The sequence below is a fragment of the Dysgonomonas sp. HGC4 genome (genome assembly GCF_001261715.1).
Taxonomy (GTDB): domain Bacteria; phylum Bacteroidota; class Bacteroidia; order Bacteroidales; family Dysgonomonadaceae; genus Dysgonomonas_A.
Window position 1 is genome coordinate 1 of sequence record NZ_CVRU01000019.1, and the last position, 24,036, is coordinate 24,036.

26 protein-coding genes are annotated in these 24,036 nt (G+C 42.9%); 8 read left to right on the forward strand and 18 right to left on the reverse strand.

Annotated elements, in window-relative coordinates:
- The first annotated feature begins 462 nt into the window (after positions 1 to 462).
- Together HGC4_RS01695 and HGC4_RS19170 are read left to right on the forward strand one after the other, a co-directional pair.
- Positions 463 to 624 (forward strand): helix-turn-helix domain-containing protein, encoded by a 162-nt coding sequence (locus HGC4_RS01695; RefSeq protein WP_050708385.1) that lies wholly within the window; start codon positions 463 to 465, stop codon positions 622 to 624.
- Positions 625 to 1,098: 474 nt separating this feature from the next.
- A complete protein-coding gene (locus HGC4_RS19170) occupies positions 1,099 to 1,461 on the forward strand; it encodes a DNA adenine methylase (RefSeq protein WP_157258068.1) in 363 nt (120 codons plus the stop codon).
- 79 nt (positions 1,462 to 1,540) lie between these two features.
- Here HGC4_RS19170 and HGC4_RS01700 read toward each other — a convergent pair whose 3' ends face one another.
- On the reverse strand, positions 1,541 to 2,137 hold the full coding sequence (locus HGC4_RS01700; protein WP_050708386.1) for a M23 family metallopeptidase: 597 nt from the start codon (positions 2,135 to 2,137) through the stop codon (positions 1,541 to 1,543).
- A gap of 171 nt (positions 2,138 to 2,308) precedes the next feature.
- Positions 2,309 to 2,764, reverse strand: a complete 456-nt coding sequence (locus HGC4_RS01705; RefSeq protein ID WP_050708415.1) for a DUF3872 domain-containing protein — start codon at positions 2,762 to 2,764, stop codon at positions 2,309 to 2,311.
- Between the two features lie 99 nt (positions 2,765 to 2,863).
- Between HGC4_RS01705 and HGC4_RS01710 the strand changes: the two genes are divergently transcribed.
- Positions 2,864 to 3,094, forward strand: coding sequence for a YciI family protein (locus tag HGC4_RS01710; RefSeq protein ID WP_050708387.1), 231 nt, complete (start codon positions 2,864 to 2,866; stop codon positions 3,092 to 3,094).
- Here HGC4_RS01710 and HGC4_RS01715 read toward each other — a convergent pair.
- The 15 genes from HGC4_RS01715 to HGC4_RS01775 form a co-directional block, all read right to left on the reverse strand.
- Complete coding sequence (locus tag HGC4_RS01715) at positions 3,091 to 3,675, reverse strand: conjugal transfer protein TraO (RefSeq protein ID WP_050708416.1); 585 nt, start codon at positions 3,673 to 3,675, stop codon at positions 3,091 to 3,093. The two genes, HGC4_RS01710 and HGC4_RS01715, sit on opposite strands and share 4 nt — an antisense overlap.
- A gap of 41 nt (positions 3,676 to 3,716) precedes the next feature.
- A complete protein-coding gene (gene traN / locus HGC4_RS01720; protein ID WP_050708417.1) occupies positions 3,717 to 4,667 on the reverse strand; it encodes a conjugative transposon protein TraN in 951 nt (316 codons plus the stop codon).
- A 67-nt stretch (positions 4,668 to 4,734) separates the two neighbouring features.
- On the reverse strand, positions 4,735 to 6,117 hold the full coding sequence (gene traM, locus HGC4_RS01725; protein WP_050708388.1) for a conjugative transposon protein TraM: 1,383 nt from the start codon (positions 6,115 to 6,117) through the stop codon (positions 4,735 to 4,737).
- The gene (locus HGC4_RS01730; protein ID WP_255349814.1) at positions 6,117 to 6,371 is read right to left on the reverse strand and encodes a TraL conjugative transposon family protein; all 255 of its coding nucleotides are present in this window, start codon (positions 6,369 to 6,371) and stop codon (positions 6,117 to 6,119) included. Before HGC4_RS01730 ends, traM begins: the two co-directional genes overlap by 1 nt.
- Positions 6,372 to 6,398: 27 nt before the next feature.
- Positions 6,399 to 7,022, reverse strand: coding sequence for a conjugative transposon protein TraK (gene traK, locus HGC4_RS01735; RefSeq protein WP_050708390.1), 624 nt, complete (start codon positions 7,020 to 7,022; stop codon positions 6,399 to 6,401).
- Positions 7,023 to 7,060: 38 nt separating this feature from the next.
- A complete protein-coding gene (gene traJ / locus HGC4_RS01740) occupies positions 7,061 to 8,059 on the reverse strand; it encodes a conjugative transposon protein TraJ (RefSeq protein WP_050708391.1) in 999 nt (332 codons plus the stop codon).
- Positions 8,060 to 8,061: 2 nt separating this feature from the next.
- On the reverse strand, positions 8,062 to 8,682 hold the full coding sequence (locus tag HGC4_RS01745) for a DUF4141 domain-containing protein (protein WP_050708392.1): 621 nt from the start codon (positions 8,680 to 8,682) through the stop codon (positions 8,062 to 8,064).
- A gap of 62 nt (positions 8,683 to 8,744) precedes the next feature.
- Positions 8,745 to 9,059 carry a DUF3876 domain-containing protein gene (locus tag HGC4_RS18305; RefSeq protein WP_082204036.1) on the reverse strand — a complete coding sequence of 105 codons (315 nt, stop codon included), beginning with the start codon at positions 9,057 to 9,059 and terminating at the stop codon, positions 8,745 to 8,747.
- A 12-nt stretch (positions 9,060 to 9,071) separates the two neighbouring features.
- Positions 9,072 to 11,564, reverse strand: coding sequence for a TraG family conjugative transposon ATPase (locus HGC4_RS01750; protein ID WP_050708393.1), 2,493 nt, complete (start codon positions 11,562 to 11,564; stop codon positions 9,072 to 9,074).
- A complete protein-coding gene (locus HGC4_RS01755; RefSeq protein ID WP_050708394.1) occupies positions 11,557 to 11,892 on the reverse strand; it encodes a DUF4133 domain-containing protein in 336 nt (111 codons plus the stop codon). The genes HGC4_RS01750 and HGC4_RS01755 overlap by 8 nt, the downstream gene beginning before the upstream one ends.
- 104 nt (positions 11,893 to 11,996) lie before the next feature.
- Positions 11,997 to 12,299: a DUF4134 domain-containing protein gene (locus tag HGC4_RS01760; protein ID WP_050708395.1), complete on the reverse strand. Its 303-nt coding sequence runs from the start codon at positions 12,297 to 12,299 to the stop codon at positions 11,997 to 11,999.
- Between the two features lie 166 nt (positions 12,300 to 12,465).
- The gene (locus HGC4_RS01765; RefSeq protein WP_242047129.1) at positions 12,466 to 13,122 is read right to left on the reverse strand and encodes a hypothetical protein; all 657 of its coding nucleotides are present in this window, start codon (positions 13,120 to 13,122) and stop codon (positions 12,466 to 12,468) included.
- On the reverse strand, positions 13,040 to 13,501 hold the full coding sequence (locus HGC4_RS19175; RefSeq protein ID WP_242047130.1) for a DUF3408 domain-containing protein: 462 nt from the start codon (positions 13,499 to 13,501) through the stop codon (positions 13,040 to 13,042). Before HGC4_RS19175 ends, HGC4_RS01765 begins: the two co-directional genes overlap by 83 nt.
- An 18-nt stretch (positions 13,502 to 13,519) precedes the next feature.
- Positions 13,520 to 13,978 carry a DUF3408 domain-containing protein gene (locus tag HGC4_RS01770; protein ID WP_050708397.1) on the reverse strand — a complete coding sequence of 153 codons (459 nt, stop codon included), beginning with the start codon at positions 13,976 to 13,978 and terminating at the stop codon, positions 13,520 to 13,522.
- 6 nt (positions 13,979 to 13,984) lie between these two features.
- Positions 13,985 to 14,740 (reverse strand): ParA family protein, encoded by a 756-nt coding sequence (locus tag HGC4_RS01775; protein ID WP_050708398.1) that lies wholly within the window; start codon positions 14,738 to 14,740, stop codon positions 13,985 to 13,987.
- A gap of 817 nt (positions 14,741 to 15,557) precedes the next feature.
- Here HGC4_RS01775 and mobA point away from each other — a divergent pair.
- From mobA to mobC, 3 genes are all read left to right on the forward strand, one after another.
- On the forward strand, positions 15,558 to 15,989 hold the full coding sequence (gene mobA, locus HGC4_RS01780) for a conjugal transfer protein MobA (protein ID WP_050708399.1): 432 nt from the start codon (positions 15,558 to 15,560) through the stop codon (positions 15,987 to 15,989).
- Between the two features lie 3 nt (positions 15,990 to 15,992).
- Positions 15,993 to 17,258 (forward strand): conjugal transfer protein MobB, encoded by a 1,266-nt coding sequence (gene mobB, locus HGC4_RS01785; RefSeq protein WP_050708400.1) that lies wholly within the window; start codon positions 15,993 to 15,995, stop codon positions 17,256 to 17,258.
- A gap of 61 nt (positions 17,259 to 17,319) precedes the next feature.
- Positions 17,320 to 19,329: a conjugal transfer protein MobC gene (mobC, locus tag HGC4_RS01790; RefSeq protein ID WP_050708401.1), complete on the forward strand. Its 2,010-nt coding sequence runs from the start codon at positions 17,320 to 17,322 to the stop codon at positions 19,327 to 19,329.
- A 34-nt stretch (positions 19,330 to 19,363) separates the two neighbouring features.
- On the opposite strand, the gene HGC4_RS19015 is transcribed toward mobC, so the two are convergent.
- Positions 19,364 to 19,987, reverse strand: coding sequence for a hypothetical protein (locus HGC4_RS19015; protein ID WP_255349815.1), 624 nt, complete (start codon positions 19,985 to 19,987; stop codon positions 19,364 to 19,366).
- A 210-nt stretch (positions 19,988 to 20,197) separates the two neighbouring features.
- On the opposite strand from HGC4_RS19015, the gene HGC4_RS01800 reads away from it, so the two are divergent.
- Together HGC4_RS01800 and HGC4_RS01805 are read left to right on the forward strand one after the other, a co-directional pair.
- Positions 20,198 to 21,760, forward strand: a complete 1,563-nt coding sequence (locus HGC4_RS01800; RefSeq protein ID WP_050708402.1) for a DUF4099 domain-containing protein — start codon at positions 20,198 to 20,200, stop codon at positions 21,758 to 21,760.
- 56 nt (positions 21,761 to 21,816) lie between these two features.
- Entirely contained in the window at positions 21,817 to 23,925 is a 2,109-nt protein-coding gene (locus HGC4_RS01805; protein ID WP_050708403.1) for a DNA topoisomerase, read from the forward strand.
- The last annotated feature ends 111 nt before the right edge of the window (positions 23,926 to 24,036 follow it).

Here is a 24,036-nt window from a genome sequence, read left to right on the forward strand (position 1 = left end):
ATATTAAGTAATGGTGGTTCTTGGGTGAATGGTACAAATACCTCTGGTAACGATGCGGGTACGAACAGTATAGCTTCAGGATGGAGAAATAGTATTAATAATTATAGCTACTTCTTGCCCGCTTCAGGGAACCGCGTCAACGGCACGGGTACGTTGTACGACGTGGGTACGGTCGGGAGCTATTGGTCGTCGTCGCCGGATGGTTTGTTCTGTTATTACTTGTCCTTCGACAGTAGTGTCGTGTACCCAGATAGCAGCTACTACCGTGCCTACGGTTTCACTATCCGTTGTATCGAGTACTAATTGGATTGAAAGTTAAATGAAGTGATTAATTTCTTCTGTGCTTTTAAAGCACGGAGGAGTAGTAAAATAATTCAAAAGGTGTAATTTTTATTTTTGTTTCGTTTTTATACCCTAAGAGGTGTATTTGTTTACTACATTAGCACCTCAAAGGGTATATTTATGGAAAATTTTTCATTATCAGCATATGTTAAGCAAATGCGAAAACAATATGACTTAATTCAAGTAGATCTCTCCGAAAAAGTAGGGGTAGGGCTTCGCTTTGTTCGTGAATTGGAACAAGGTAAACAAACTTTACGAATGGATAAAGTCAATCAGGTATGAAATCTATTTGGGGCAGAACTTACACCTGCTCCAATGGATAGAAGTAAATTAAAACTATGAAACGAGCTGAAATATTTATGTATAATAAGTTGGCTGGAATGCTAATCGAAGATGAAAACGGCTTTACTTTTCAGTATGATTCCGATTATCTGAATTCTGAATAAAGAGTAAACCCAAACGTTCGGATTTTGAAACAGCTTTTTCCAAATCGGGTTTGGATAAAAAAGTGGGAGAAAATATTTTTCTTAAACTTGAGAGGGTTGTTCCTATATGGTTTATGGTTGGAGTTTATTGATAGGTCATTTTTGAGTGAGGATGTAAAAGGGCTCTATAAGGGGGCTTATTCGAGATAGGGTATGATTTACACTGACATTAATTATTTAACTATTTTAGTTTTTATATTATACCCCGAGGAATATGCAAAATATTTTGCCTGAAGAGGAATTCAAGATAATATAACCCTTCTTAAGATGGATAAGAGGTAAGAGATGGTTCGTTAAATATATTGACGACGTCTTACTTTCAAATTTTAATAATTACTACAAACTTTTTTTTGATGGGTTCTATATTTTTATATTTGAAAAACAATGGAAAATAAAATATCAAGCATTCCTCTCAGACTTCAATAAGGACTTAATAAATGCGTATAAACAAATACAACTATCTTATAACGAAATTATCAAATATCTAGAAATTCACAAAAAAGAAAAAGATGATTATTATCGTATACGATCTCTAATTCTTCAAAATGATATAGAAAAGGCAGCTTTTTTATATTTCTCAATAGAACCTCATATAATGGAATATATAGAGTTAATAGTAATGGGCAATACATAAGCTATTGATTCACTGTAAATATGCGGTTTTTAATGTTTGGATGTCTATATTTCCTGTTGAATTTTTAGCTTTTTTCTGATCATAATTCGTCATTTAAGACTTCAAACAGACAATTGCACCATCCTATCGGATTTAAATAACGCGTACCTTTTCTGATTTCGTAATGCAAGTGATTACCTGTTGCGACTCCTGTATCACCAACACAAGCAACCTGTTGAGTAATACTTACTCGATCACTCGTATTTACCCATATCCGACTTAAATGTGCGTAAAATGAACGAAAGCCTCCAGCGTGCAGAATCTCTATATAATTCCCATACCCCGAATCATAACCTTTGCCGATAACCATTCCGTTACCGGTTGCATATACAGGAACACCTTTGGGTTGTGGAATATCAATTCCTGTATGAAAATTCAGGTCTCTATAAATCGGATGTTTACGCATTCCAAAACCTGATGAAATATGTTGTGGTTTCTTAATCGGGAATATTACAGGATAATCGCATAACTCGCCAATGGTCAGTTGCAAAGAATCAGCTATCTGCCAAAACTCAGTGATGGAATAAACCGGCTTTGTACACTTTTCTATCTGTGATTTTCTGATCGGAGAATCACTTGGCTGTCCCGATACAGATAAATGCAGCAAAGCGATAAATAGAATCGTTATGTATTTCATGGTCTAGTTTCAGATAGGATAAACGCCCCAAGAAATCTTCGGGCGTTTATCCGGTTATTTAGCTATTTAATTTTCTCTTCCCACGGTTCCACGTCTGTAGGAACAGTTACATAGACATAAATCATATTTATCCAACTAACTATGTATGAGATTATCATCATCGTATCATGGTTACTCTATATTAGTAGGTGATTCTTCTTCGTCATCCCTGTCATTTTGGAAAGAAAATGTCTTTTGCACTACCTGACCGAAACTATCTTCGATATACACATCTATCACTTGTTGGTCGGTACAGTGCGAAGTGTAATACATCTGGAACGTTTCTTTTTCCAATGGGTATAAATCGTTTGGTAGGAGTACAGTTCCGTTATCAAGTTGTAATTGACCTTTGCCGTCCACTTGAAAATAGCGAATGTAAAATCGTGTGTCCTGATAGCTTCCTTCCTTTACAATTTGTGCCCGGATTTCCGCCACCTCTCCCTGAACGATTTTTTTCTGAACTGGCATACAAACCAGATCAAATGCGTAAATCTTATGAATATCGATATCGCTACTACAGGCTAAGACCAGTAGCATTATCGCCACCAGCCATGCTGTTATTCCGAAAAAACTCTTTATTCTTCTCATATTTTTTAGAGGATTAATACCTTTGTTCATCTAAAAACCAAAGGCTATGTTTATAATTATATTGACCTTTTAAAAGAAAATAACCGAAGTAGAAAACATATGGAAGCTCATAGAGCATATTTGGAAACAAACTACAAATCGGGTAGCTTTATCGCCTCGGGCAGACAAGAACCCCGTATCGGAGGAATCATATTGTGCCGAGCATCCGATAAGGACAAAGTGCATGAATTAATACAATCAGACCCATTCTATATTCACGCAGTAGCTAAATACAATACTATTCAGTTTGAGCTTACCAAATATGTTTCCGGCTTCGAAAAATTTCTTTAGTTGATTATAAATTTGATTCCTACGCCGAACTGTGTATGAAAATGTCCTGTAGAGTTGCCCCAGAGGATGCGCTCACGCCCTGTCAGGAGCAGCACAACACGATCGGTCAAGTACGTTTCAATCTCCAATGTGATAGCTCCGCCATAGATAAAAGCATCCTTATGTTGGAGCGTAGAGCCATCGTACAGGGTCTTTTCTCCCCAATTCGATGTTTCATACCCCACAAGGGCAGAACCACCCAACGAGAGGAAAACGGTCTTGGACGGGTCGGTCAAAAAGTTGTAATAGTAGCCGCCCTCAGCTGTAAATTGTGCTATCGGCAGGCGTGTTTCCCTATATGGATAATAGCGTTCCATATACTCCGTACCAAGCACCCATTTATTGCCATTCTTTGCATAAGTCGCCATTGCTACACCAAAATAATATCCCGCTTCATTATCGTTCTTGGATGAATAAATTCCATCTACCATGCCACCTGTTAGTTGTATGCCTCGCATACCCGACAGTGAACGTTGAGCGTATGCTCCGCCCGAAAAGGCGAAGCACAGCACAAGCGTTATTGACAATATTATTCTATTCATAATTTTCATCGTTTATGCGTTAATAAAAATGTCTGCGACTTTTACTTCACTTTTAGTTCGTTAATAACCTTTGCCCGAACCAAATCAGCATTATCCACAGTAAACCGCTGATGGCGTCCACTTTCCTGTTCATTGAGTTCCACAACCAACATTTTATCATCGGGAATCGTAAACTTCGCCAAAGTAAAAATCATGCGTTCTGTTTGTTGTCCACCTATCAGCATCAAATTATTGTAGGCACGAAGTGGCCAAATCACCTGCTCCTGAATAGCTGTACGTTTAGCTACTTTTTTATCGACAATCTTAAATGTGATAAAGTCCACATTGAAAGGTACGTTAGAAGAATTTTTTAGTTGCAAATGAAAATACAATAGTCCGTTATGAGTATAAATACCTTTGAGCGTGTGCTGTATTCCGAAACGCTTCGAGCCGATATGCTTTATCTCACGGTCGTTATTCTTGTGTATAGACTGCATAATTAATTTGACTAGCAAGGGTGATTCTTGTCCCAATTCCTGCATATATACCGCCAAAGCATTGTTCGGGCGATTGACCGCTTCGCCATCGTGCAAAAAATCTGTCATCTCAACAGATAATTTTACAGGTTCATCCGCATATTTTACATTGAAGGTATAATATGCACCATCTTCTGTAATGACAGATAAGTTACTCTCCCTACTGAAATCTCGCAAAGCAGCCTTCACTCTCAATACGTTGTCCGTGCCATCGGCTTTTGCTGCGAGAAGATCTGCCGACCCTAAATCGACATAGCGAATCGCTGAAGGGAATATTACATGAACGGTTTTATTGAAAGTAACCTCCAGAGCATAAGGTGGTATCATTCTATCGAAGGTCAATGGACGGGTAAAACTCTCGTAATAGTCACCCGTTGTCGGCTTGGTATGTACCACAATGGTATCTTGGGGTATTTCTTGTGCATGGACTATAAATACACTTACAGCAAGCATTAGTATAAAAAAGATTCGTTTCATATTCGTGATTTTAAATTTGTTAAACATTAATTTTTTAGTGGGGGTCGCAGACCCATTTATTATTCTGTTACTCTAATTTTGGTAACAGAAGTAATTTATAGTTTGCTTTGAGGGTAACTTTGACCACACTCATCTTTTTACTGATATATTGCGAAGCTCCCTGTATCAAACCTTTGCCCATATCGGCAGCCAGTTGTGAGCCTGCATTATCCGAAATCATAATGCTTGTGCCTGCTGATGATGCCAATGTGGAGGCTACCTCTTTGGCTGCTTTTACCTCGTCGTTATTGGGAACAAAAATACCTGATTGACCATCCATATCGTACACTTGCAGTTCAACCGGAATAATGTTTCCTGCATACTGAATGGAATTGATCATTACCTCCAGACGTTCGCCACCAATACGACAAGCTCCTGTAACCAAGGTATTGGCAGGGATCAGTATGTTGCCTGTCCGCATTGGCTCTAAAAGACGAAGTTGTATTTCTTTGCCATTGGTCAGGGTCACAGTTTGGTTTACACAAGCACGGATGCTGTTCTTATCCTGTATTTTTTCATTGCCTGCGGCTGTTAAAAAACTCCTATTTCGGGGCTTGCTGTATGAAGCTATAAATTCATCATTAATCATCGGTGCAGCCAATAGAGATACAATATTCTGATGCACTTGTTTAACAGGTTGCACCTTGACCTTGTCTACTGTGCGTGTCACACTCGCTTCTTCTACTTGTTGTTCTCCTTGTTGTGCAGGCATATAGCGTGCTGCCATCTGGTAGGACTTCTCAAGCAAAGCGGTCTGTTCGTCCTCTTCTGTTTTTTTCGCTTCGGTTTCTTCCTGCTTTCGCTCCAATTCCTGTATACGCTGTTCCATAGCAGACTGCGATTGTCTGCCTGTTTCAGCAGGTTTTTCATACCAATCACCCAATTGCTTGTTGATATCCTGATAAGCCGTTGCCGAGGATTGTATAGTACGGGGAGTTGAACTTCGGGGCTGTTCTACTTGCAAAGAAGTATTGTAGGCATTGTCCTTTTGTTCATAATTGTTTTGCTCGGTATCGTTGAACATGGATGAGAAATCCTGTAAAGACTTCATTTTCTCTTGTTCCTTTTGTCGCATCGCTTCCCGTTCATAGGCATCCCGCTTGCCTTCCACAATACCTTCGTCTTTAGGTACGGGTAGTTCGGCATTGAATCCCGTGAGTCCTATCGCTTGCTCTTTCCCATCATCCGACGGAGCAAAGATCAGCCATATCGCACCACCGAAGATTAAGAAAAATAGCGGTATGATTAACAACTTCTTTCGCTTTTGTCTCTCCGCCATTGAGAGTTCTTGCTTTGGTGGTTTCTGAGGTTCTTTCTTCGCTTCCGATTTATTTTCCGGTACAGATGGCTGTTCTTTGGGAATAGTCTCCGTTTGTGGTGGTATTCCTTTATTCAAATCTTCCTGTTCCATTATTCTACTGATTTTAGATTGTTAATACTATCTCGCTGTTGTTCCACTTGTAGCCTCAGTGATTCGATCTGCTCTATCTGCATCTTTTCTGCCTTGTTTTTACCGAAATTGTAAATAGAAGAAAAGGTCATATAGATGGAAAGTCCACCAAAAACAAGGAACATCGCTATCACAAGGATAATCCGTCTGTCAGGGCTCAGACTGCCGAGTATTCCTCGCAGGCCGTTCTCCAACCATTCATTGATGTGTTTCATTATTTTTCGTATCATAGCTTTACCTACCTACCTTTCCGATATCCGAATATCCCGATTCTCCACAATCTCGAATTTTTCCATCGTGAAACCATGGGGATTATTGTCAGAGCGTACCGAGTTGATCAGATTGCAACGGGTAACCAGACTGCGTTCGGTGACGTTACTCTCCCGAATAATCATCTGTTTGGCATATGTTACTGTCTTGTAAGGATAGCTATCGAAATCACAGGCAATGCTATCTACCTGTACGATTTGATTGATATTTCCCGACACGATTCGGTTGTAGTAGCCTTTTTCTGCCATATCCTGATAGTATTTGAATGCCGATTTATCGACAAGGAATAATGCCCTGTTTACGTTGCTTTCGATGGCTTTCTTATCCGGTGAGAGGGTGAAAAACAATTCGTGGAAACGCTTGACGTGCTCTCGTGCTTCCACAGGTCTGTTTTGTGTCATATCTTGGGATAAAGCAAGCATTAAGGACTTGCCACCGTCCAATACATAAATACGCTGGCGTTGTGCTTCGGCAAAGTTGTACGACGACCATACCGAGTAGCCCGTAATGGCGGCACACATACAGACAAAGACAATACCGAACAAGCGTATCTGCTTGAATGATGTTTCTATATTTTTTAATGATTTAAATTCCATATTTTCTATTTAAAGTGTAAATAATTGTCAGAAGTGACTCACTTCCCCATCAGACGACCTGCTACATTGCCTGCCGCAGCTCCGGCAACACCTCCTGCCATTGCAGCCCCTTTACTCGCCATTGTGTTTACTCCGCGTGTAGCACTACCGCCACCTGCCTGAATAACCCAACCCGCCACACTCGGAATAGAAAAATATCCTATAATTCCGATGATGAAGAATATGATATATACTCCGTTGCTGGCATCCGGCACATAGGATGGATCTCTTAGCAGCTCTATATCCATTTGTAGCATGAGAGCCTGAATTTTGGACAGGACAGCCGAGAACAGATCAGAAATGGGTAGCCATAAATAGACCGAGATATAGCGTGAAATCCAATTGGTCAGCGTAGATTGAAAACCATCATAAACCGAGAGGGCAAATGCCAGAGGACCTAAGATTGACAGCACCACCAAGAAAAACGTTCGCAGGGTATCAATGGTAAGGGCAGCAGCGTTGAACAGCAATTCAAAGAAATCCCGAATCAGTTGGCGAAACCACGTTTTCATATCGTACCAGGTACGTTCGCCCCACATAGAGATCATTTCGGCAGCATCAGTAATTCCGAGATCTTTCATCTTTTGGTCGTACACCTCGTCATCGACCAGCCATGCCTTTCCTTCACGCAGCCTTGCATCGTACTCCAGTTGATCTTTCTCAGCTTGCAGGGCATGCACATCTGTCATTTGTGTCTCCAATACGGTATGTGTTCCTTTTACTACGGGCGACATAACAGCGTTAATTGTGCCGAGTACAAAAGTCGGAAAGAACATGATGCATAGCCCGATAACAAATGGTCTGAGCAAGGGATATACATCTATCGGTTCTGCCCGTGCCAAGGCTTGCCATACACGGGAAGCTACATAAAAGAGTGCACCGAGTCCGGCTATCCCTTTGGCTACACCAACCATGTCGCCACAAAGGGGCATCATATCCTGATACAGATTCCGAAGAAGCTGATGCAGGTTATCAAAATCTATTGCAAGCAGTGTCATGGTTACCAATATCTTTCGGATGGATTACCATACAGGTTTTTAACTCGCTCCAGATCGCCTTTCTCCTGACTTCGGATAAAGGAAACGGAGATGCTTTTCTTAGAAAAATAGCGGACAAGGTTGCGATGTTCGAGCATCTTGGCGTGTATCTCATCTATGATTGACATACGCTCGGCATCGGTCATCGAAAGACCATTCGAGAGGGAAACGACATTCTTTATATCTGCAAGCAGATTGCCACTCTCGTTCAACAGTTTGGCATACCCGGTGGATATGGCTTCCAGCTCGTTAACACTAAAATTTCTATCGGATAGCATCTTGTTGAAATTGGAAGAATAGATCTGCGATATTTCGCTGACTAATTCTACTGTTTCCTTTACTTTGCGTGCATCCTTGATCAGATTGTGTATCGACTCCAATTTGTCATAATACTGTTTTCCCTGATCGTAGATTTTCTGCATTTCTTTAAAGGAGTTAATCACATTGCTGGCTGTTGTAGCTGTTTTGGAAACCGTCAATATATTTTGTGCCAGATTGGAGGGGTCAATGACTGTCCACTGAGCTTTTGCCTGATAGGTACATAGCCCCATGAATGCCATAAGACAGAAAACTATCTTTTTCATATTCGTTATTTTAATTGTTATTACTCGTTTACCGTCCGAAGCCGGAGGCAGCCCTTAGCGGGCTAATTCTCCTGACGGACATATTCTCCAAAAGCGAAAAGGTGCAAGACCTCTTGCTCCCGGTCGTAAGTAATTGCGATACGCTCATACAGTTCAATGTAATGCAAACCGAATACATTGTAGACCGTACAATCACAGACCACCTGCGGGTTGTTGTAAGTAATGCAAAGCCGGATACCACCTCCTTTTCGGGAAATATTGCGATATATTCTTATCGCAGGTGCACCTTCTCTACTTACCCAACACCCCGTAATCTCCCGCATGGAAAAATCTGTAGAAGTGGAACAAGAATTCGTTATATTACATTGACTGAACATGGCTTTTCATTTTTACTTGCGTTTACTTTCTGCTATTTGTTTAATAGCCAATTCAATATTACCATCCAACTCTTCGGTTCTCTTTGCAACCTCCAGCTTCTCCGTCTCTTCCGTTGTGAACGTAAAATACTCTTCTAAACTCACTTCTGTAGCATATACAGCAGACTGAACACCGCCTAAACCAAACCAGACTTCTTTATATTTTCGGTTCGGATTGTTGGACATATTGATGGATAACACCTGACTTTTTTCTTTTTCGGTCAGCCCCAACAGGGCCTGGATACTGTCAAATTTGTTCATATATTTGCGTTGGTCTAAGAGAATCTTGCAGTCGGAGTTGTTGATGATGGACTCCTTGACGATAGGTGATGCGATAATATCGTCCACCTCCTGCGTAACGACAATCGCCTCTCCGAAGAATTTTCGGACGGTCTTGAAAAGGTACTTAATATACTCTGCCATACCCTCTTTAGCAATCGCTTTCCAGGCCTCCTCGATCAATATCATCTTTCGGATACCCTGTAACCGCCTCATTTTGTTGATGAAAACTTCCATGATGATAATCGTTACAATCGGGAACAAAATTTTGTGATCCTTAATCGCGTCTATTTCAAAGACAATGAATCGTTTAGATAACAAATCGAGTTGTTTTTCGGAGTTCAGCAGGAAATCGTATTCGCCACCTTTATAATAGGGTTCGAGCACATTGAGGAAGTTGGCAAGGTCAAAATCTTTCTCCCTTACCCGTTTGGCATCAAGAATAGCAGCATAGTCCAATTTGACAAACTCGTAGAACGTATTGAACGACGGCAAGACCGATTCATCTATCTTGATACGTTCTATATACAAGCTCACCGCATTAGACAGAGCTACCTCTTCCGAACGTGTTGGTGGTTCGTTATCCCGCTTCCACAAAGTCATTATCAGGGTTTTGATACTTTCTCTTTTCTCGATATCAAAGACCCCGTCATCGGTATAAAATGGATTAAATGAGATAGGATTTTTTTCGGTATAGGTGAAATAGACCCCATCTTCTCCATTGGTACGGCGGTTAATGAAATTACAAAGTCCCTGATACGAGTTACCCGTATCCACAAGCACGATGTGCGTTCCCTGCTCCCAATATTGGCGACACATATGATTGGTAAAAAAAGATTTACCACTACCTGAAGGCCCCAGGATAAATTTGTTGCGGTTCGTGATAATCCCTTGCTTCATGGGCAGGTCGGAAATATCCACATGGATAGGCTTTCCGCTAACTCTATCTGCCATCTTAATACCGAAAGGTGACGGAGAACTTTTGTAATTTGTTTCCTCCGTGAAGAAGCACAGGGCGGGTTCGATAAACGTGTAAAAACTTTCCTCACTTGGAAAATCACCTGCATTGCCCGGCATCGCTGCCCAATAGAGTGTAGCGACATCGACTGTATTGTGCCGTGGTTTACACTCCATAAGTGCTAATTGGCTACCCACATCGTTACGGATATTTTTGAGCTCTTCCGCATCGTCAGACCATGCCATCACATTGAAATGTGCCCTGACAGAAGTAAGTCCGAAACTATGGGCTTCGTTCAGATACTTGTCGATCCATTCTTTATTTATTTGGTTTCCACGACTGTACTTCGATAAGGATTGCATATTGCGGGCAGATTTTTCAAACTGCCGCAGGTTCTCTGCCGAATCATCCAGAAAAATGTATTGATTATATACATGGTTACAAGACAACAACAATCCCACAGGAGATGCAAACGACAGACGGCAGTCACTGCGATCCGTAGATAGCTTTTCGTATCGCATATCTGTTCCGATTGTACCGGGCAAATCTTCCACATCCGAAATGGTGTGCAGGCATACCGTTTTATCTCCGATGCGTAATCTGTCCGCTCCTAACTCCAGATCTTCCAGACAAGTGGTATCTTCCAATGAGAGGGCAAAGTATTTTTCAATCAGCCCTGCTTCTTTTTCCGTTCCTGTTATCTCTTCCGAAGCAATACGTGTCAGCGTAATAAATCCGGAATCGTTCAAGATTCGCTCGAATTGCCCGACTGCCTCTAAGAAGTGTACTGTCATTTCTTTATTGACTTCTTTGGGAATGATGTTTCCCCGACAGAGCGATGAAAAGTTACTTTGCATCCGCATTCGCTCTTTGGTCGTTTTGGTCAAAAACAAAAAGCAAGTATGGTTCAGATAGGGACGTTCGTTAAAATGGCGTTCAAACGAGCGGGACAGGAAACTCATATTCTCCTGATTCATTGTAGGTTTATAATTCTCTTTTACAAACCAATCCTGTTTATGGATCACCGAGTATTCGGGTAGCACCTTGATGGCTTTCGCCCATGCCGAGTGTATGGCTTCATATTCGGTATGGGTAACAGTGAACAGTTCCGGCAGATCGACACGGAAGGCTACCGTTATATCCGCGTCTTTACTGATGATGCAGTCGTGTTCAACCGACAGCAACGGAAATTTACTCTCGATGGTAACCGCTTTTAGTGTATTACGCATTCTGTACCTCCTTCTTTTTGGGGTATTGGAACAAGCGGCGAGAATTTTTGCGGTTTATCAGAAAACGCGGGTGTTGCCGTTTGGCGAGCAACTTCATAAGCCCGTGTTCTCCATATTTCGCATTCAGGTTGAAAGTCAGCCACACCAGAGCGGAAGCGGCGATAACGCCGAAGCCGATACATACCCACTGGTCGACGCCGATCATATAGATAATGACAAAAACCATGAATACAGCCAGCAGGCCACCTGCGAAGATGAAAAGATATTGTGCTTTTAAACTCTTAAATTCCACGCTCTTGCCAATGCCTTTATTGATTGAATATTCCATTCTTTTTGTTTTTAGTACGTTAATAAATCATTGTGACTAAATTTTTGTGGCTTGCTAAAGTCCCCCTTGGGGGAAACAACGTTCGGCGGAGCCAATTAGGGGGCCTACAAAAAGAAGGAACGCAGGATGGTGGCGGCAACAATAAGGAAGATACATGCTCCGAACCACGAAGCGGCAGTTTTGCTCGTATCGGGGTCGCCCGAAGAGAATTTGTTATAGACTTTGATACCGCCGATCAGTCCCACAACGGATCCGATAGCATAGATGAGTTTTGTTCCCGGATCGAAGTAACTTGTGACCATTTTGGTGGCTTCGGTGATGCCTCCTATACCGTTGCCCTGTGCAAAAGCGGCAGATACGGCAGCAAAGACAAATGCTGCCGACAGAAGAATTTTTTTCTTTGTCATACGATTTTTGGAATAATGATACAGGGGGTGGAATAGTCCCCTGTACCGGGTTGATAAATGTTTAACCTGATTTTTTAGTGGGGGTCTTCAGACCCTTTCGTTATTAGCTTACGCACGCTAACCGTAATCCCGTTCTTTCATATTTTCTTTTTAATCGTTACTTAACTTACGCAAAACTGCGTATATCAAAATCTTTCGGCGCTTTGACCATCGCTTCGTCCGTTTCCCCGGCCTCTCTTTTCTTTCGGTGGAAAGCTGCGAAGTAATCATCCATAAGCGAGGATACGACTGCCTTCTTTTTAGGTTCGCCCGATACAACCTTTTCGAACATATCGGTCTTGCGTATCTCGACCAGCACCCGCCCGGCTTCTTCTTTTTCTTCGGATGTTGCACTGCCGGCAGTTTCTACTGTCCGTACCATACCTGCCAAATCATTAAAGTCAAGCCACTGTGCAATAGAAACCCCGGCTCTCCCTTCGGTATCTGCGTCTTCTGTTTCCTCTGAATCATTGTCAGTCTCAAATTCGGGGGGCGTGTTCTCAATTTCTAAATCGATTTCATTGGAATCTTTATCTGATAAATCATCGTTGGAAAAGACTTCATCGAGTTTATCCAAAGGGGTTGTCGCCAGGGTCTTTTTTTCTGTTCCTTCGGTAAATATAGAAGCTTTTTCCGTCTCCTTATCATTATTAATCAAGGTGGTAGCTTGTGGTAGCGAGTGGCGTAGGTCAAATTTACTTTTACCGACGATATCCTCTTTTGGTGCTGCATGAAACGGATTGAAAGAAGGCTTTTTTGCCGCATTCTTTCTCCGCTTTATCATCCGCTCCCGAAACAGGTAAAGGACAAGGAAAAGCGCATACAGCAGGATGGCTGATATAATATAGTGTTTCATGGCTAAAATATATCCGTGTTTTTTCATGGTACAGTTCGGTAATCTCATTCTGATAGGTATTGAAATGGTGATCCAGTACATTGTCCAGATAATCAAACAGGCTATACTCGTTTTCGCCGATAACCTGTACAATCCGCATAATACGTTCGTGAAACTCTTTGCGGATATAAAAGACTTTCCCATTTCGGGTTGTGCCTTTGGTTTTTTTGAAGAAAAAGGCTTCATATTGTTGGACTGTTGTTGGAATAACTACATTAGAAGTCTCACAAGAAGTAGCTTTGCTACTAATCTTTTTTTTCTTTTCCATATTTCTTTTGTTTTTGGATTAAAATACTTTCTCGATATTATTATCGTAGAGTTCGGTTATATCTTCCTGATAACTCGTGAAATGATTCTCCAAAACATTGTAGATATAACTGAACAGGGAAACATCATTTTTAGCTATGACGTGCAGTATCTTAATGATCCTTTCGTGATGCTCCTTGCAGATATAAACCGTTTTTCCACTCCTTGCAGCTATTGCCGATTCATGGATAAAGAGGCTTTGATAGTCTGTTTCTGCCTGTACCTTTGACTTCCGCTTACATGGCTCTTCATGCGGCGACTTTTTTACCATTTTCGTTGCGAGTGGTTGTACTTGTTCGACAACTGATTCTTCTTTATTGGCGGCTCCTTCTACCAGAGCAGGTTCGGGAGAATAAGCCTGCAACTTTCTATCTCTTCTACCTGTATGTGCGATGATGTCCTGAGCGTTCAGCCCCGTACCGGCTTTTTTTTCTTCCATAGCATGTTACTTTAAAATTTCAAGTAGTTCGTCCGAAAGAGTATCTATATTGCTGCCTTTTATAAGGGACTTACCGGCAGGGAAGAGAGTGGAGCGGAACAGTGGGCGGCGGCTCTCGGATTGTTCATGGCGGAAACGTAGGCTATTGGGAATAAATGTTTTAAGGGTAGTAAATTGCAACTCGTTTATGACGGCCTCATACACTTCGTAGAGGTCGGATTTCTCCCGCCCGTCCACCAGATTCCACAGCAGGTAGATTTTCTTAATATCGGATTTACCGCTGCCCATAATATCATCGCGTACAGTTACCATGTAATCAAGCGTACTTTCCATCACCACACGGTCAGCAGCAATAGGAGCAATGATATAGTCCATTCGTGCAAGCGTATGGATTAAATCTACGTTGTTGAGTGTTCCTGGCAGATCAAAAAAGATAAAATCAAAATCACCCTGCGGGGTTAGATACTCGGCGTCGGCGATAGCCTCCTTGGTATTGCTCTCGATGATGGGATAGGCTTTTTTGTTTTCCAAACGAGTAAACTGTTCGTATGCCAGCCCCTTGTAATACTCATCACTCTCCACCATCTTAAAATCACGTTCCCGCATATCCGCGATAGAGTGCTGCGGATAATCGCAATCGATTACCGCTACATTTTTCCCTTTTACATAGTGCAGATAGGAAGCTATCAATACGGTAAGGGTTGTTTTTCCGGCTCCGCCCTTTTGAGTCGAGAATGCCACATAAATAGGTTTCGTTTTCATTTCAATTAATTTTTAAATGGTAGAATCGTTTTATCGTATAGCCATACCCGGCAGGGTACATACATTTTTAAGTATCAATCTGTGTACGGTAGTACATCTGTTTTCAGCAAACAACTATTGTCCCGTGGTACATAGAACCAGCCCTATGTTGTGCCGTTTTTGCAGCGGGACGTTGCATTGTACTTACGTTCTAAGGTCGGTCGGTTGATTCGTAAATCTGTTGGTTTGATTTTTCCTGCCATACACACAACTTATGTGTCTGAAAATCCACCAACCACCAACCCTGTTGTTTTACGTTTTTACATCCGTATAGCCGTCCATAAATTTCTTCTTTGGTATAGCTGATTGTAGGGTTTTATATACCACCATACAATCAATTCTCCGGCAAATAAACATCATCTTTTTTATACTTACACTATGTTTTCGGGGGAGGGCAGCTTGTGGCAGCGAGTGGCGCCGTTATTTGATATACAATATATTATATAAGTGTTTAGCTTTGCTGCGTGGAATGTTACGGGGTATTCATGCCGACTTTAAAATAGTTCCGGCGCTCATAAATTACCTGACAGATATCAGGCTTATATCCCGAAACGTTCGGGGCAGGAAGACGCCCTTTACGGGCAAAATGTATTTGCATACGGGCAAATAGCAAGGTATGTTGAGTGCATCGCAAAATGAATTTTGCAGCACACAACCCTTGCTCTTCCAGAGGAGGATTTTCCTCTCCGAAGTCGGGAAAAATACAGACGGTATGAACCGTCTGTAGCGATTAATAGTATTAATAATCTAAAAAAATCCGGTGTGCCCGGAGGCACTTATGAACGAAGAAAAAATAGTACCCCTCAAACGGGGAAAAGGGGGCAGGCCCCCGAAGAACGACCCGGCGAAGCGGCGGTTGACGGTGAACCTGACAGACGAGCAACACGCCGGATTCCTTGCCCTGTACGAGCAGTCGGGCGTACAATCCTTGTCCGGATTTATCGCCGCACGCATCTTTGGCGATGAGTTTCGTGTAGTGAAAACCGATGCTTCGGCAGTAGAATTTATTGCAAAGCTCACCGCTTTACACTCACAAATACGAAGTATCGGAGTCAATTACAATCAGGTTGTGAAGGAGTTGCATTCCAATTTTGGGGAGAAAAAAGCATTGGCATTGCTTTATAAATTGGAAAGTGTGACCATCGAACTGGCAGGGATCGGACGTGAGGTATTGCAGTTGTGCGAGCAATTTAAGGCTAAACACCTCTAAGAAATGATTGCTAAATTTAGCCACGGAAGCAATCTGTATGGCGCGCTTACCTACAATCAGGAGAAAGTAGACGAAGGTTTAGGGAAAGTTTTGGCTACCAATCTGGTGATAGAACCTGCCGACGGAACGTTCAACACCTCTGCCTGTATGCAGGATTTTGAACGTTTTATGCCCTCGCATATCCGCACATCGAAACCGATAATTCATATTTCCCTGAATCCGCACCCGGACGATAAGCTGACCGATAATCAGCTTGCCGACGTCGGGCGTGAATATATGGAGCGGTTCGGGTATGGCGGACAGCCCTATATGATTTTTAAGCATGAGGATATTGGCAGGGAGCATATACACATCGTCTCGACCCGTGTACGCACCGATGGTTCGATAATCAGCGACAGCAAAAATTACGAACGAAGCAGAAAGATTACTGACCTTTTGGAGCAGAAATACGGCCTATACACGAAAGAAAAAAATCAGGGGGAGGCATGGCAGCTTACTCCGGTGGATGTTTCGCAGGGCAACCTCAAAAAGCAGGTAGCCAATGTTATCAGGCCGCTGTCCACGATGTACCGTTTCCAGACGTTGGGCGAATATCGCGCTTTGCTCTCCTTATACAATATAAGAGTGGAGGAAATCAAAGGGGAAAATAAAGGCAAAGCATATCGGGGATTGGTCTATTTGGCGTTAGACAGTGAAGGCAACCGTGCCAGTAATCCGCTGAAATCCTCCCTGTTCGGAAAAGCTTTCGGTTTAGACAGGTTTGAAGAGCTATTCGACAAGTCAAAAGAAACGATTAAGGCAGACAGCGTAGCCAAACAAACCTGTGCCGCCGTTTCCGCGTCTTTCTCAAGCACCCGCACAGAGAGTGAGTTCCGGGCGGCTTTGCGGAAAAGAGGTATCGACCTTGTGTTACGACGCAACGATGAAGGACGTATCTATGGGGCTACGTTTATCGACCATAACCAAAAGGCGGTTCTTAATGGTTCTCGTTTAGGTAAGGAGTTTTCAGCGAATGTTCTCAATGAGCGCTTTGCAGGTGATTCGCCCCACGAGGATATGCAAACGTCATCGCCGAAACATTCCGATAATCTGCACCAAAATCAGCAAGCGGCCAACAACAAACAACCGCAGACGGCTCACTCCGAGACGGGCGATGCGGTGGGGAGTTTATTCTCTGTCTTTACTCCCGAAGTTGGGGGAGCAGACAACAGGCAGCCGGTCCTGAAGCGTAAGAAAAAGAAGAAACGCAGGTACGGCAGGCAACAATAAGGCACACAGTACCTTCTGATATTCTTTTAGCTGTAAAATATAAACAATTAAAAAAACGATTATGTCACAAGAAGATGATTTAAGAGGGCTTGCCAAAGTCATGGAATTTATGAGAGCCATAAGTATTTTATTCGTCCTGATGAATATTTATTGGTTCTGCTATCAGGCAATACACGAGTGGAGAATCAATATCGGGGTGGTTGATAAAATCCTGATGAATTTTAACCGTACCGCAGGACTATTCAACTCTATATTGTGGACGAAAATATTTTCTGTCGTCTTTCTTGCTTTGTCCTGTTTAGGAACAAAAGGAGTGAAGGAGGAAAAGATTACATGGAACCACATCTGTGTATGCCTCACATTCGGGTTTGTATTTTTCTTTTTGAACTGGTGGCTTCTTTATCTGCCTCTTCCCAAAATAGCCAATGCAGGCTTTTATATTTTTACCATTGCAGTAGGATATATATTGCTTTTGATGGCGGGTACATGGATGAGCCGCTTACTCAAAAACACGATGATGGACGATGTATTCAATAATGAAAATGAATCATTTATGCAGGAAACCAAACTGATGGTAAACGATTACTCCATAAACCTGCCTACTAAATTCTGGTACAAAAAGAAAATCTGGAAAGGGTGGATCAATGTCGTAAATCCGTTTCGTGCAGCTATCGTGCTGGGTACTCCGGGTTCGGGTAAGTCATACGCTGTTGTGAACCAATTCATCAAACAGCAAATCGAGAAAGGTTATACAGGCTATATTTACGATTTCAAGTTTCCGGACTTGTCTACTATTGCCTATAACCATCTGTTAAACAACAGGGAAGGTTACGGGAAAGTACCGACATTTTATGTGATAAATTTTGACGACCCAAGCCGTAGCCACCGTTGCAACCCAATCAATCCGGCATTCATGGAAGATATATCGGACGCATACGAAAGTTCATATACGATTATGCTGAACCTCAACCGGACGTGGGTGAGCAAGCAGGGTGATTTCTTTGTGGAATCCCCGATTATCCTTTTCGCCGCTATTATATGGTACTTGCGCATTTATAAGGACGGAAAATACTGTACTTTTCCCCATGCCATAGAATTTTTGAACAAAAGCTATGAGGATATTTTTCCGATTCTGACTTCATATCCCGACCTCGAAAACTACCTTTCTCCCTTTATGGACGCGTGGAAATCAGGTGCGGCAGACCAGTTGATGGGGCAAATCGCATCGGCGAAAATCCCGCTTTCCCGCATGATTAGTCCGCAATTATATTGGGTCATGTCGGGCGATGAATTTTCACTGGATATTAACAACCCGGACGACCCTAAAATACTGGTTGTCGGAAATAACCCTGATAGACAGAATATCTATGGTGCGGCGCTCGGGTTGTATAATTCCCGCATTGTGAAACTCATTAACAAGAAAGGACAGCTTAAGTCTTCGGTTATTATCGATGAGTTGCCGACTATTTATTTCAAAGGCTTGGATAACCTGATAGCCACTGCCCGAAGCAACAAGGTTGCCGTGCTGTTGGGCTTTCAGGACTTTTCGCAGCTAAAGCGAGACTATGGCGACAAAGAGGCCGCCGTGGTGATGAATACTGTCGGCAATATCTTTTCCGGGCAGGTAGTCGGCGACACGGCTAAGACTCTTTCGGATCGTTTTGGTAAAGTGCTGCAAAAACGCCAGTCCATGACCATTAACCGTAACGACAAATCGACTTCCATTTCTACCCAGATGGATTCGTTGATACCACCATCCAAAATATCCAATCTTACACAGGGGATGTTTGTCGGGGCGGTAGCGGATAATTTCGATGAGCGGATTGAACAAAAGATTTTTCACTGCGAAATTGTGGTAGATAACGAGCGGGTTGCCACTGAAACGAAGGAGTACAGGAAAATCCCCGTTATCACTAATTTTGTAGATGAGAACGACGTAAACCGCATGAAGGAAATGATTAAGGAAAATTACGACCGGATCAAGGCTGAAGCCAAACAAATCGTTGCAGAGGAATTGCAACGGATTAAGGATGACCCGGAGCTTTGCCACTTGTTGCCGAAAGAGGAATAGTTTTATAAAGTGAAGATAAGGAGGATAGTCAGTTTTATTGATTATCCTCTGCTTTTTTCTGCAATTTGTGAATGATGCTTGCTGCATTGTCCTCAAAGAATTTTCGAAGTGTGACGTCCTTTTTCAATAAAATATTATGTTCATCATCAAAAAAGGACGTCATTCGTTTTCTTATCTCAATTAAATCGTTCTCAGTTGGTATCTTATTTGAAAACTCCAAATGTTCAGTGATTTCCGAACGAATATAATCCCTTAGTACCATTTTTTCGTAACTATCGAGTTCAGAGAATTTCTTTTTCTCAGAAAATACAGGAAGATAGTCTATATCGGGATTTTCAAAAATGTAGTTATCGTCCGGTTCTATATCCGGCTGACTCCTGCTCACCCCCAGAATCATTTGGGCAAATCCGGCTGCTTCGGGATATTTTTTGTTTTTCGACATTTTTTCGAGAAATTCCCAGTCCTGTCTTGAACGGGGGTACTTCCCGGCAATCCGGTCTATCTGATTTATGTGTTGCAGTTCACTTTTACGTTCCTGCGGCAAAGATGAACATTCCTTACAGATATGTTTTGCATGCCCCTTCCCGCTAAACGCTTCGTTCGGCTTGGACGCCCCGTATATCCGGCAATAGTGTCCCCGTTTTTTCTTTTTAGCCATAATGATATTCTGAAAATAACAATCGCAAATATACGGCTCTTTCCTGGTTCGGATAGAAAACGGGATGTAAAAATATCCTCAATTTCCAAATTACCCTACGCCACTCCCTGCCACAAGCTTCCACCTCATTAAAGCCTTGCAATCAGACCATTAGTTCGCATTATCTTCGTTCCGCATTACTATTAATGCAGAATTAAAAATCATTTTATTATGGATCAAAACAAAGTAAAATCCGAAGAGTCTAAAGTCTTACTGACGCAAGGCGAAGATGGCAAGCTCAAAGCCATCGCAGGGGAACAGGACGGCAAACTCAAAACCGTTGAACCCACCAAAGAGAATGCCGACCAGTTTTTGAAGATTGACGCCAACAGCAATTTTCTGGAAAACTTCATGAAGAAATTTTCGGCACAGTTCAGTAATCCATCTCACACGGGCGTTTATGCCGTCGGGATGTCAGCCGTAGATAAAATAGCGGCATTCTTAGACAAAATAATCCGTATCGACCACACCGACAAAGTCCTCGACCCGTACCGCATCCAACTCGATGGTAAGATGAAGATACAGATAGAGCTTACAGGCAGGTTTCAACCGTTAGACTTGAATAAGATCGATTGGAAAGAGGCCGGGAAATTAGGTATTTCCGGTGAAACCTTGCAGGACGCCCTCAAAGCGATGGTTTACGGTCATAAATCACCCGGCCTGGTCGATATTAAGCCCGCTGTCGACGGGCAGGAGTTTCCGATGCAAGCCCGCTTATCATTCGAAAAGCAGGCGGACGATGGTATCAAAATCGTTACCCATCCCAGGCAGGAACAGCCCGACTTCGATAAACCTTTTATGGGCGTAGCTTTTTCTGAACAGGATAAAGAACAACTCCAAAAGGCCGGGCATGGCGCACGTGTATTTGAACTTGAAGTTAATGGAAAGAAAGTACCCTCAGTTATCTCCCTCGACAAACTGACGAACCGGCTTGAAGCCGTGCCCCTCTCTGAAATCAATATCCCGCAGGCCTTGAAGAATGCTCCTCTATCTCCCGAACAACAGCAGGGATTGAAAGAAGGTAAAGCCGTCTGGGTCGAGGGAATGGATAAAAAGGTAAAACCGGGGGAAGAGCCTCAGAAAATCGACCGTTTTGTACAATTCAATGCCGTCAATAAAAACTTCGATTTTAAGTTCAGCGACGAGCAACGCCGGCAACATAACCAACAACGGCAAGCCGGGCAGGGAGAAGGTCAAGGGCAGGAAAATCCGTTACCTAAAGCCCGCAAGATGGATGAAGTCTGGGTTTATTCCAAACAAGGCGGAGTTCAGTTGTCGGGAGAAGAATTTAAGAAACTGTGCAACAAAGAACCCATTTTTATTGAAGGTATGCAATCCCGTCCCAAGCCACAATCCGATGCTTCGGGAACACAGAAAGTAGAAGCTACCGATCAGAAAGGGCAGAAATACAACGCGTGGGTATGGATTGACGATGATAAAGGCAAAGTTCGCCATACTTCTAAGCACCCCGACCAGATACGGGCTATCGAGGCAAAACAGGCGGTAAAAGATACACAGAAGGTTACACCCGCCGCAGGTTTTGAAACGCAGGCAGCGGTCAACAATCAGGGTAAGACCAACGAAGCGACCAAACATTCCAAAGAGCCGCTAAAGCAGGGACAGGCACAGCCCACCGCCAGGCAAGCCGAAAAGAAGGAGCAAAAACAGCAACAAAAACAAAAACAAAAACAATCTCCTGCCACCCCCAAGAAAAGCAAAGGACGTAAAATGTAGAAATGTAAAATAATAAAAGGGTCTGCGACCCCAACCACTAAAAAATCAATGTTCCAATGAAAATAATAATAGCAGAAAAACCCTCTGTGGCTAAAAGTATAGCAGCCATAGTCGGAGCAAATAATAAAAAAGACGGCTATATGGAGGGTAACGGATATGCCGTTACATGGGCTTTCGGACATTTGTTCGGACTTGCTATGCCCGAACATTACGGTATCGCAGGTTTTCAAAAAGAGAACCTGCCGATACTACTGACTAAATTTAAGCTATTGCCCCGACAAGTCAAAGAGGGCAAAGAGTACAAGAACGATCCCGGCGTGATAAAACAGCTTAAAGTAATCAGGGAGCTGTTCAGCCGAGGGGAGGGTATTATCGTGGCGACTGATGCCGGACGTGAAGGGGAACTCATATTCCGCTATATATACGAATATACAGGATGCACCCTCCCGTTTGAAAGGCTTTGGATCAGCTCTCTTACCGATAGGGCTATTAAAGACGGTTTTAAAACCCTTCGTCCCGGCGCAGACTACGACAACCTGTACGCTTCTGCGAAAGCCCGTAGTCAGGCAGACTGGCTCGTAGGAATCAATAGTAGTCAGGCTCTTTCTATTTCGGCAGGTTATGGCGTTTGGTCTTTGGGCAGAGTACAAACCCCGACACTGGCAATTATTTGTAGCAGGTATCAGGAAAATAAGGACTTCAAACCGAAAACCTATTTCCGATTAAAACTCCATACCGATAAAGAATCTATAACCTTTGCCGTTCACTCGGTGGATAAGTTCGACGCCCGAACCTATGCCGAAGAAGTTATTGCAAAGGTCAAAGCTGCTGGAACAGTACAGGTTACAGCCGTGGAACGCAAGGAGGTGAAGCAGGAACCGCCATTGCTTTATGACCTGACCACGCTTCAAAAGGAAGCTAACAGCAAGTACGGCTTTTCAGCGGATAAGACCCTGACGATAGCACAGGCATTGTACGAGGGAAAGAAAATATCCTACCCCCGCACAGGCAGCCGCTATATTTCCGAGGATGTATTGGAGAAAGCGCCGCACCTGATCGCTACGCTTCGTTCACACCCTCTTTTCGGAAAATATATTGACGGCAGATTCGATACAACGCTTAACCCCCGTTCGGTAGATGATAAGAAAGTGACCGACCACCACGCGTTGATTATTACGGAAGATCCCGCTTCGGGATTATCCAAAGATGAACAGCTTATCTACGATATGGTTGCCGGGCGTATGCTGGAAGCCTTCGGCGATCGCTCAATCAAAGAGAACACCACCGTTTCAATTGACGCAGGCGGTGTACACTTTTCCTGTAAAGGAAGCGTTACGCTCGTCTCCGGCTGGAGGGCGGTATTTGACGCTAAAGACGAGCCAAACGATGAAGACGATACGGCAGTTCTGCCAGTTTTGGTTGAAGGCGACAGCCTGCCTGTCTGTGATTGCGAGATTCAGGAGAAGCAAACCAAACCCCGCCCGCTACACACAGAGGCAAGTCTACTTGGTTCGATGGAGAGTGCAGGCAAAGAGGTAGAGGATGAACAACAGCGTGAAGCGATAAAAGAGTGCGGTATTGGAACTCCAGCCACTCGTGCATCTATTATCGAAACATTATTTTCCCGTGATTATATCGTCCGTGAGAAAAAATCTCTTGTTCCGACAAATAAAGGATTGGTGGTCTATCTGGCTGTAAAAGATAAGATGATAGCCGACGCAGCCATGACAGGACAATGGGAAGAAGCCCTGAATAAAATCGCTTCGGGCACAATGGATGCTCCTACCTTTCACAAGGGCATAGAGGTTTATGCTTCACAGATCACCACTGAATTATTATCTACTGTTATCGAACGCACAGATAACCGCAATACCTGCCCCTGTCCCAAGTGTAAAAACGGACAGGTGGTATTTTACCCAAAGGTGGTAAAATGCAAGAATGAAAATTGCGGACTGACTGTATTCCGCTCCATCGCTAAAAAAGAACTGACGGACGGGCAACTGACAGGCCTTATAATGAATGGTAAGACCTCATTGATAAAAGGTTTTGTAAGCAGTAAGACCGGAAGCACCTTCGAGGCAGCGGTTAGATTCGATGAGGACTACAAAACAGTATTTGAGTTCCCGCCACACAAAGACGGCGGCAAAAAACGACGTTTTAAGTAAAATCTTCCTATATTTGCCACTGAAAGGTCTTTGTTCTTCGATTCGGAATAGTCGTTTAACTTTGATTTTTTAGTGGTGGCATCCGGGGCTAAGCTCCGGATGCTTTTTTCT

Coding starts and splice junctions, on each gene's coding strand:
- HGC4_RS01770 (WP_050708397.1), bottom strand. CDS start 13,978: ATGGAAGAAAAAAAAGCCGGTACGGGGCTGAACGCTCAGGACATCATC.
- HGC4_RS01745 (WP_050708392.1), bottom strand. CDS start 8,682: ATGAAAAAGATAGTTTTCTGTCTTATGGCATTCATGGGGCTATGTACC.
- HGC4_RS19015 (WP_255349815.1), bottom strand. CDS start 19,987: ATGGCTAAAAAGAAAAAACGGGGACACTATTGCCGGATATACGGGGCG.
- traJ (WP_050708391.1), bottom strand. CDS start 8,059: ATGACACTGCTTGCAATAGATTTTGATAACCTGCATCAGCTTCTTCGG.
- mobB (WP_050708400.1), top strand. CDS start 15,993: ATGATTGCTAAATTTAGCCACGGAAGCAATCTGTATGGCGCGCTTACC.
- HGC4_RS01715 (WP_050708416.1), bottom strand. CDS start 3,675: ATGAATAGAATAATATTGTCAATAACGCTTGTGCTGTGCTTCGCCTTT.
- HGC4_RS01730 (WP_255349814.1), bottom strand. CDS start 6,371: ATGAAACACATCAATGAATGGTTGGAGAACGGCCTGCGAGGAATACTC.
- HGC4_RS01695 (WP_050708385.1), top strand. CDS start 463: ATGGAAAATTTTTCATTATCAGCATATGTTAAGCAAATGCGAAAACAA.
- HGC4_RS01775 (WP_050708398.1), bottom strand. CDS start 14,740: ATGAAAACGAAACCTATTTATGTGGCATTCTCGACTCAAAAGGGCGGA.
- mobA (WP_050708399.1), top strand. CDS start 15,558: ATGAACGAAGAAAAAATAGTACCCCTCAAACGGGGAAAAGGGGGCAGG.
- HGC4_RS01760 (WP_050708395.1), bottom strand. CDS start 12,299: ATGACAAAGAAAAAAATTCTTCTGTCGGCAGCATTTGTCTTTGCTGCC.
- HGC4_RS19175 (WP_242047130.1), bottom strand. CDS start 13,501: ATGGAAAAGAAAAAAAAGATTAGTAGCAAAGCTACTTCTTGTGAGACT.
- HGC4_RS01705 (WP_050708415.1), bottom strand. CDS start 2,764: ATGAGAAGAATAAAGAGTTTTTTCGGAATAACAGCATGGCTGGTGGCG.
- traK (WP_050708390.1), bottom strand. CDS start 7,022: ATGGAATTTAAATCATTAAAAAATATAGAAACATCATTCAAGCAGATA.
- HGC4_RS01750 (WP_050708393.1), bottom strand. CDS start 11,564: ATGCGTAATACACTAAAAGCGGTTACCATCGAGAGTAAATTTCCGTTG.
- HGC4_RS01710 (WP_050708387.1), top strand. CDS start 2,864: ATGGAAGCTCATAGAGCATATTTGGAAACAAACTACAAATCGGGTAGC.
- traM (WP_050708388.1), bottom strand. CDS start 6,117: ATGGAACAGGAAGATTTGAATAAAGGAATACCACCACAAACGGAGACT.
- HGC4_RS01700 (WP_050708386.1), bottom strand. CDS start 2,137: ATGAAATACATAACGATTCTATTTATCGCTTTGCTGCATTTATCTGTA.
- mobC (WP_050708401.1), top strand. CDS start 17,320: ATGTCACAAGAAGATGATTTAAGAGGGCTTGCCAAAGTCATGGAATTT.
- HGC4_RS18305 (WP_082204036.1), bottom strand. CDS start 9,059: ATGTTCAGTCAATGTAATATAACGAATTCTTGTTCCACTTCTACAGAT.
- traN (WP_050708417.1), bottom strand. CDS start 4,667: ATGAAACGAATCTTTTTTATACTAATGCTTGCTGTAAGTGTATTTATA.
- HGC4_RS01765 (WP_242047129.1), bottom strand. CDS start 13,122: ATGATAAAGCGGAGAAAGAATGCGGCAAAAAAGCCTTCTTTCAATCCG.
- HGC4_RS01755 (WP_050708394.1), bottom strand. CDS start 11,892: ATGGAATATTCAATCAATAAAGGCATTGGCAAGAGCGTGGAATTTAAG.
- HGC4_RS01805 (WP_050708403.1), top strand. CDS start 21,817: ATGAAAATAATAATAGCAGAAAAACCCTCTGTGGCTAAAAGTATAGCA.
- HGC4_RS01800 (WP_050708402.1), top strand. CDS start 20,198: ATGGATCAAAACAAAGTAAAATCCGAAGAGTCTAAAGTCTTACTGACG.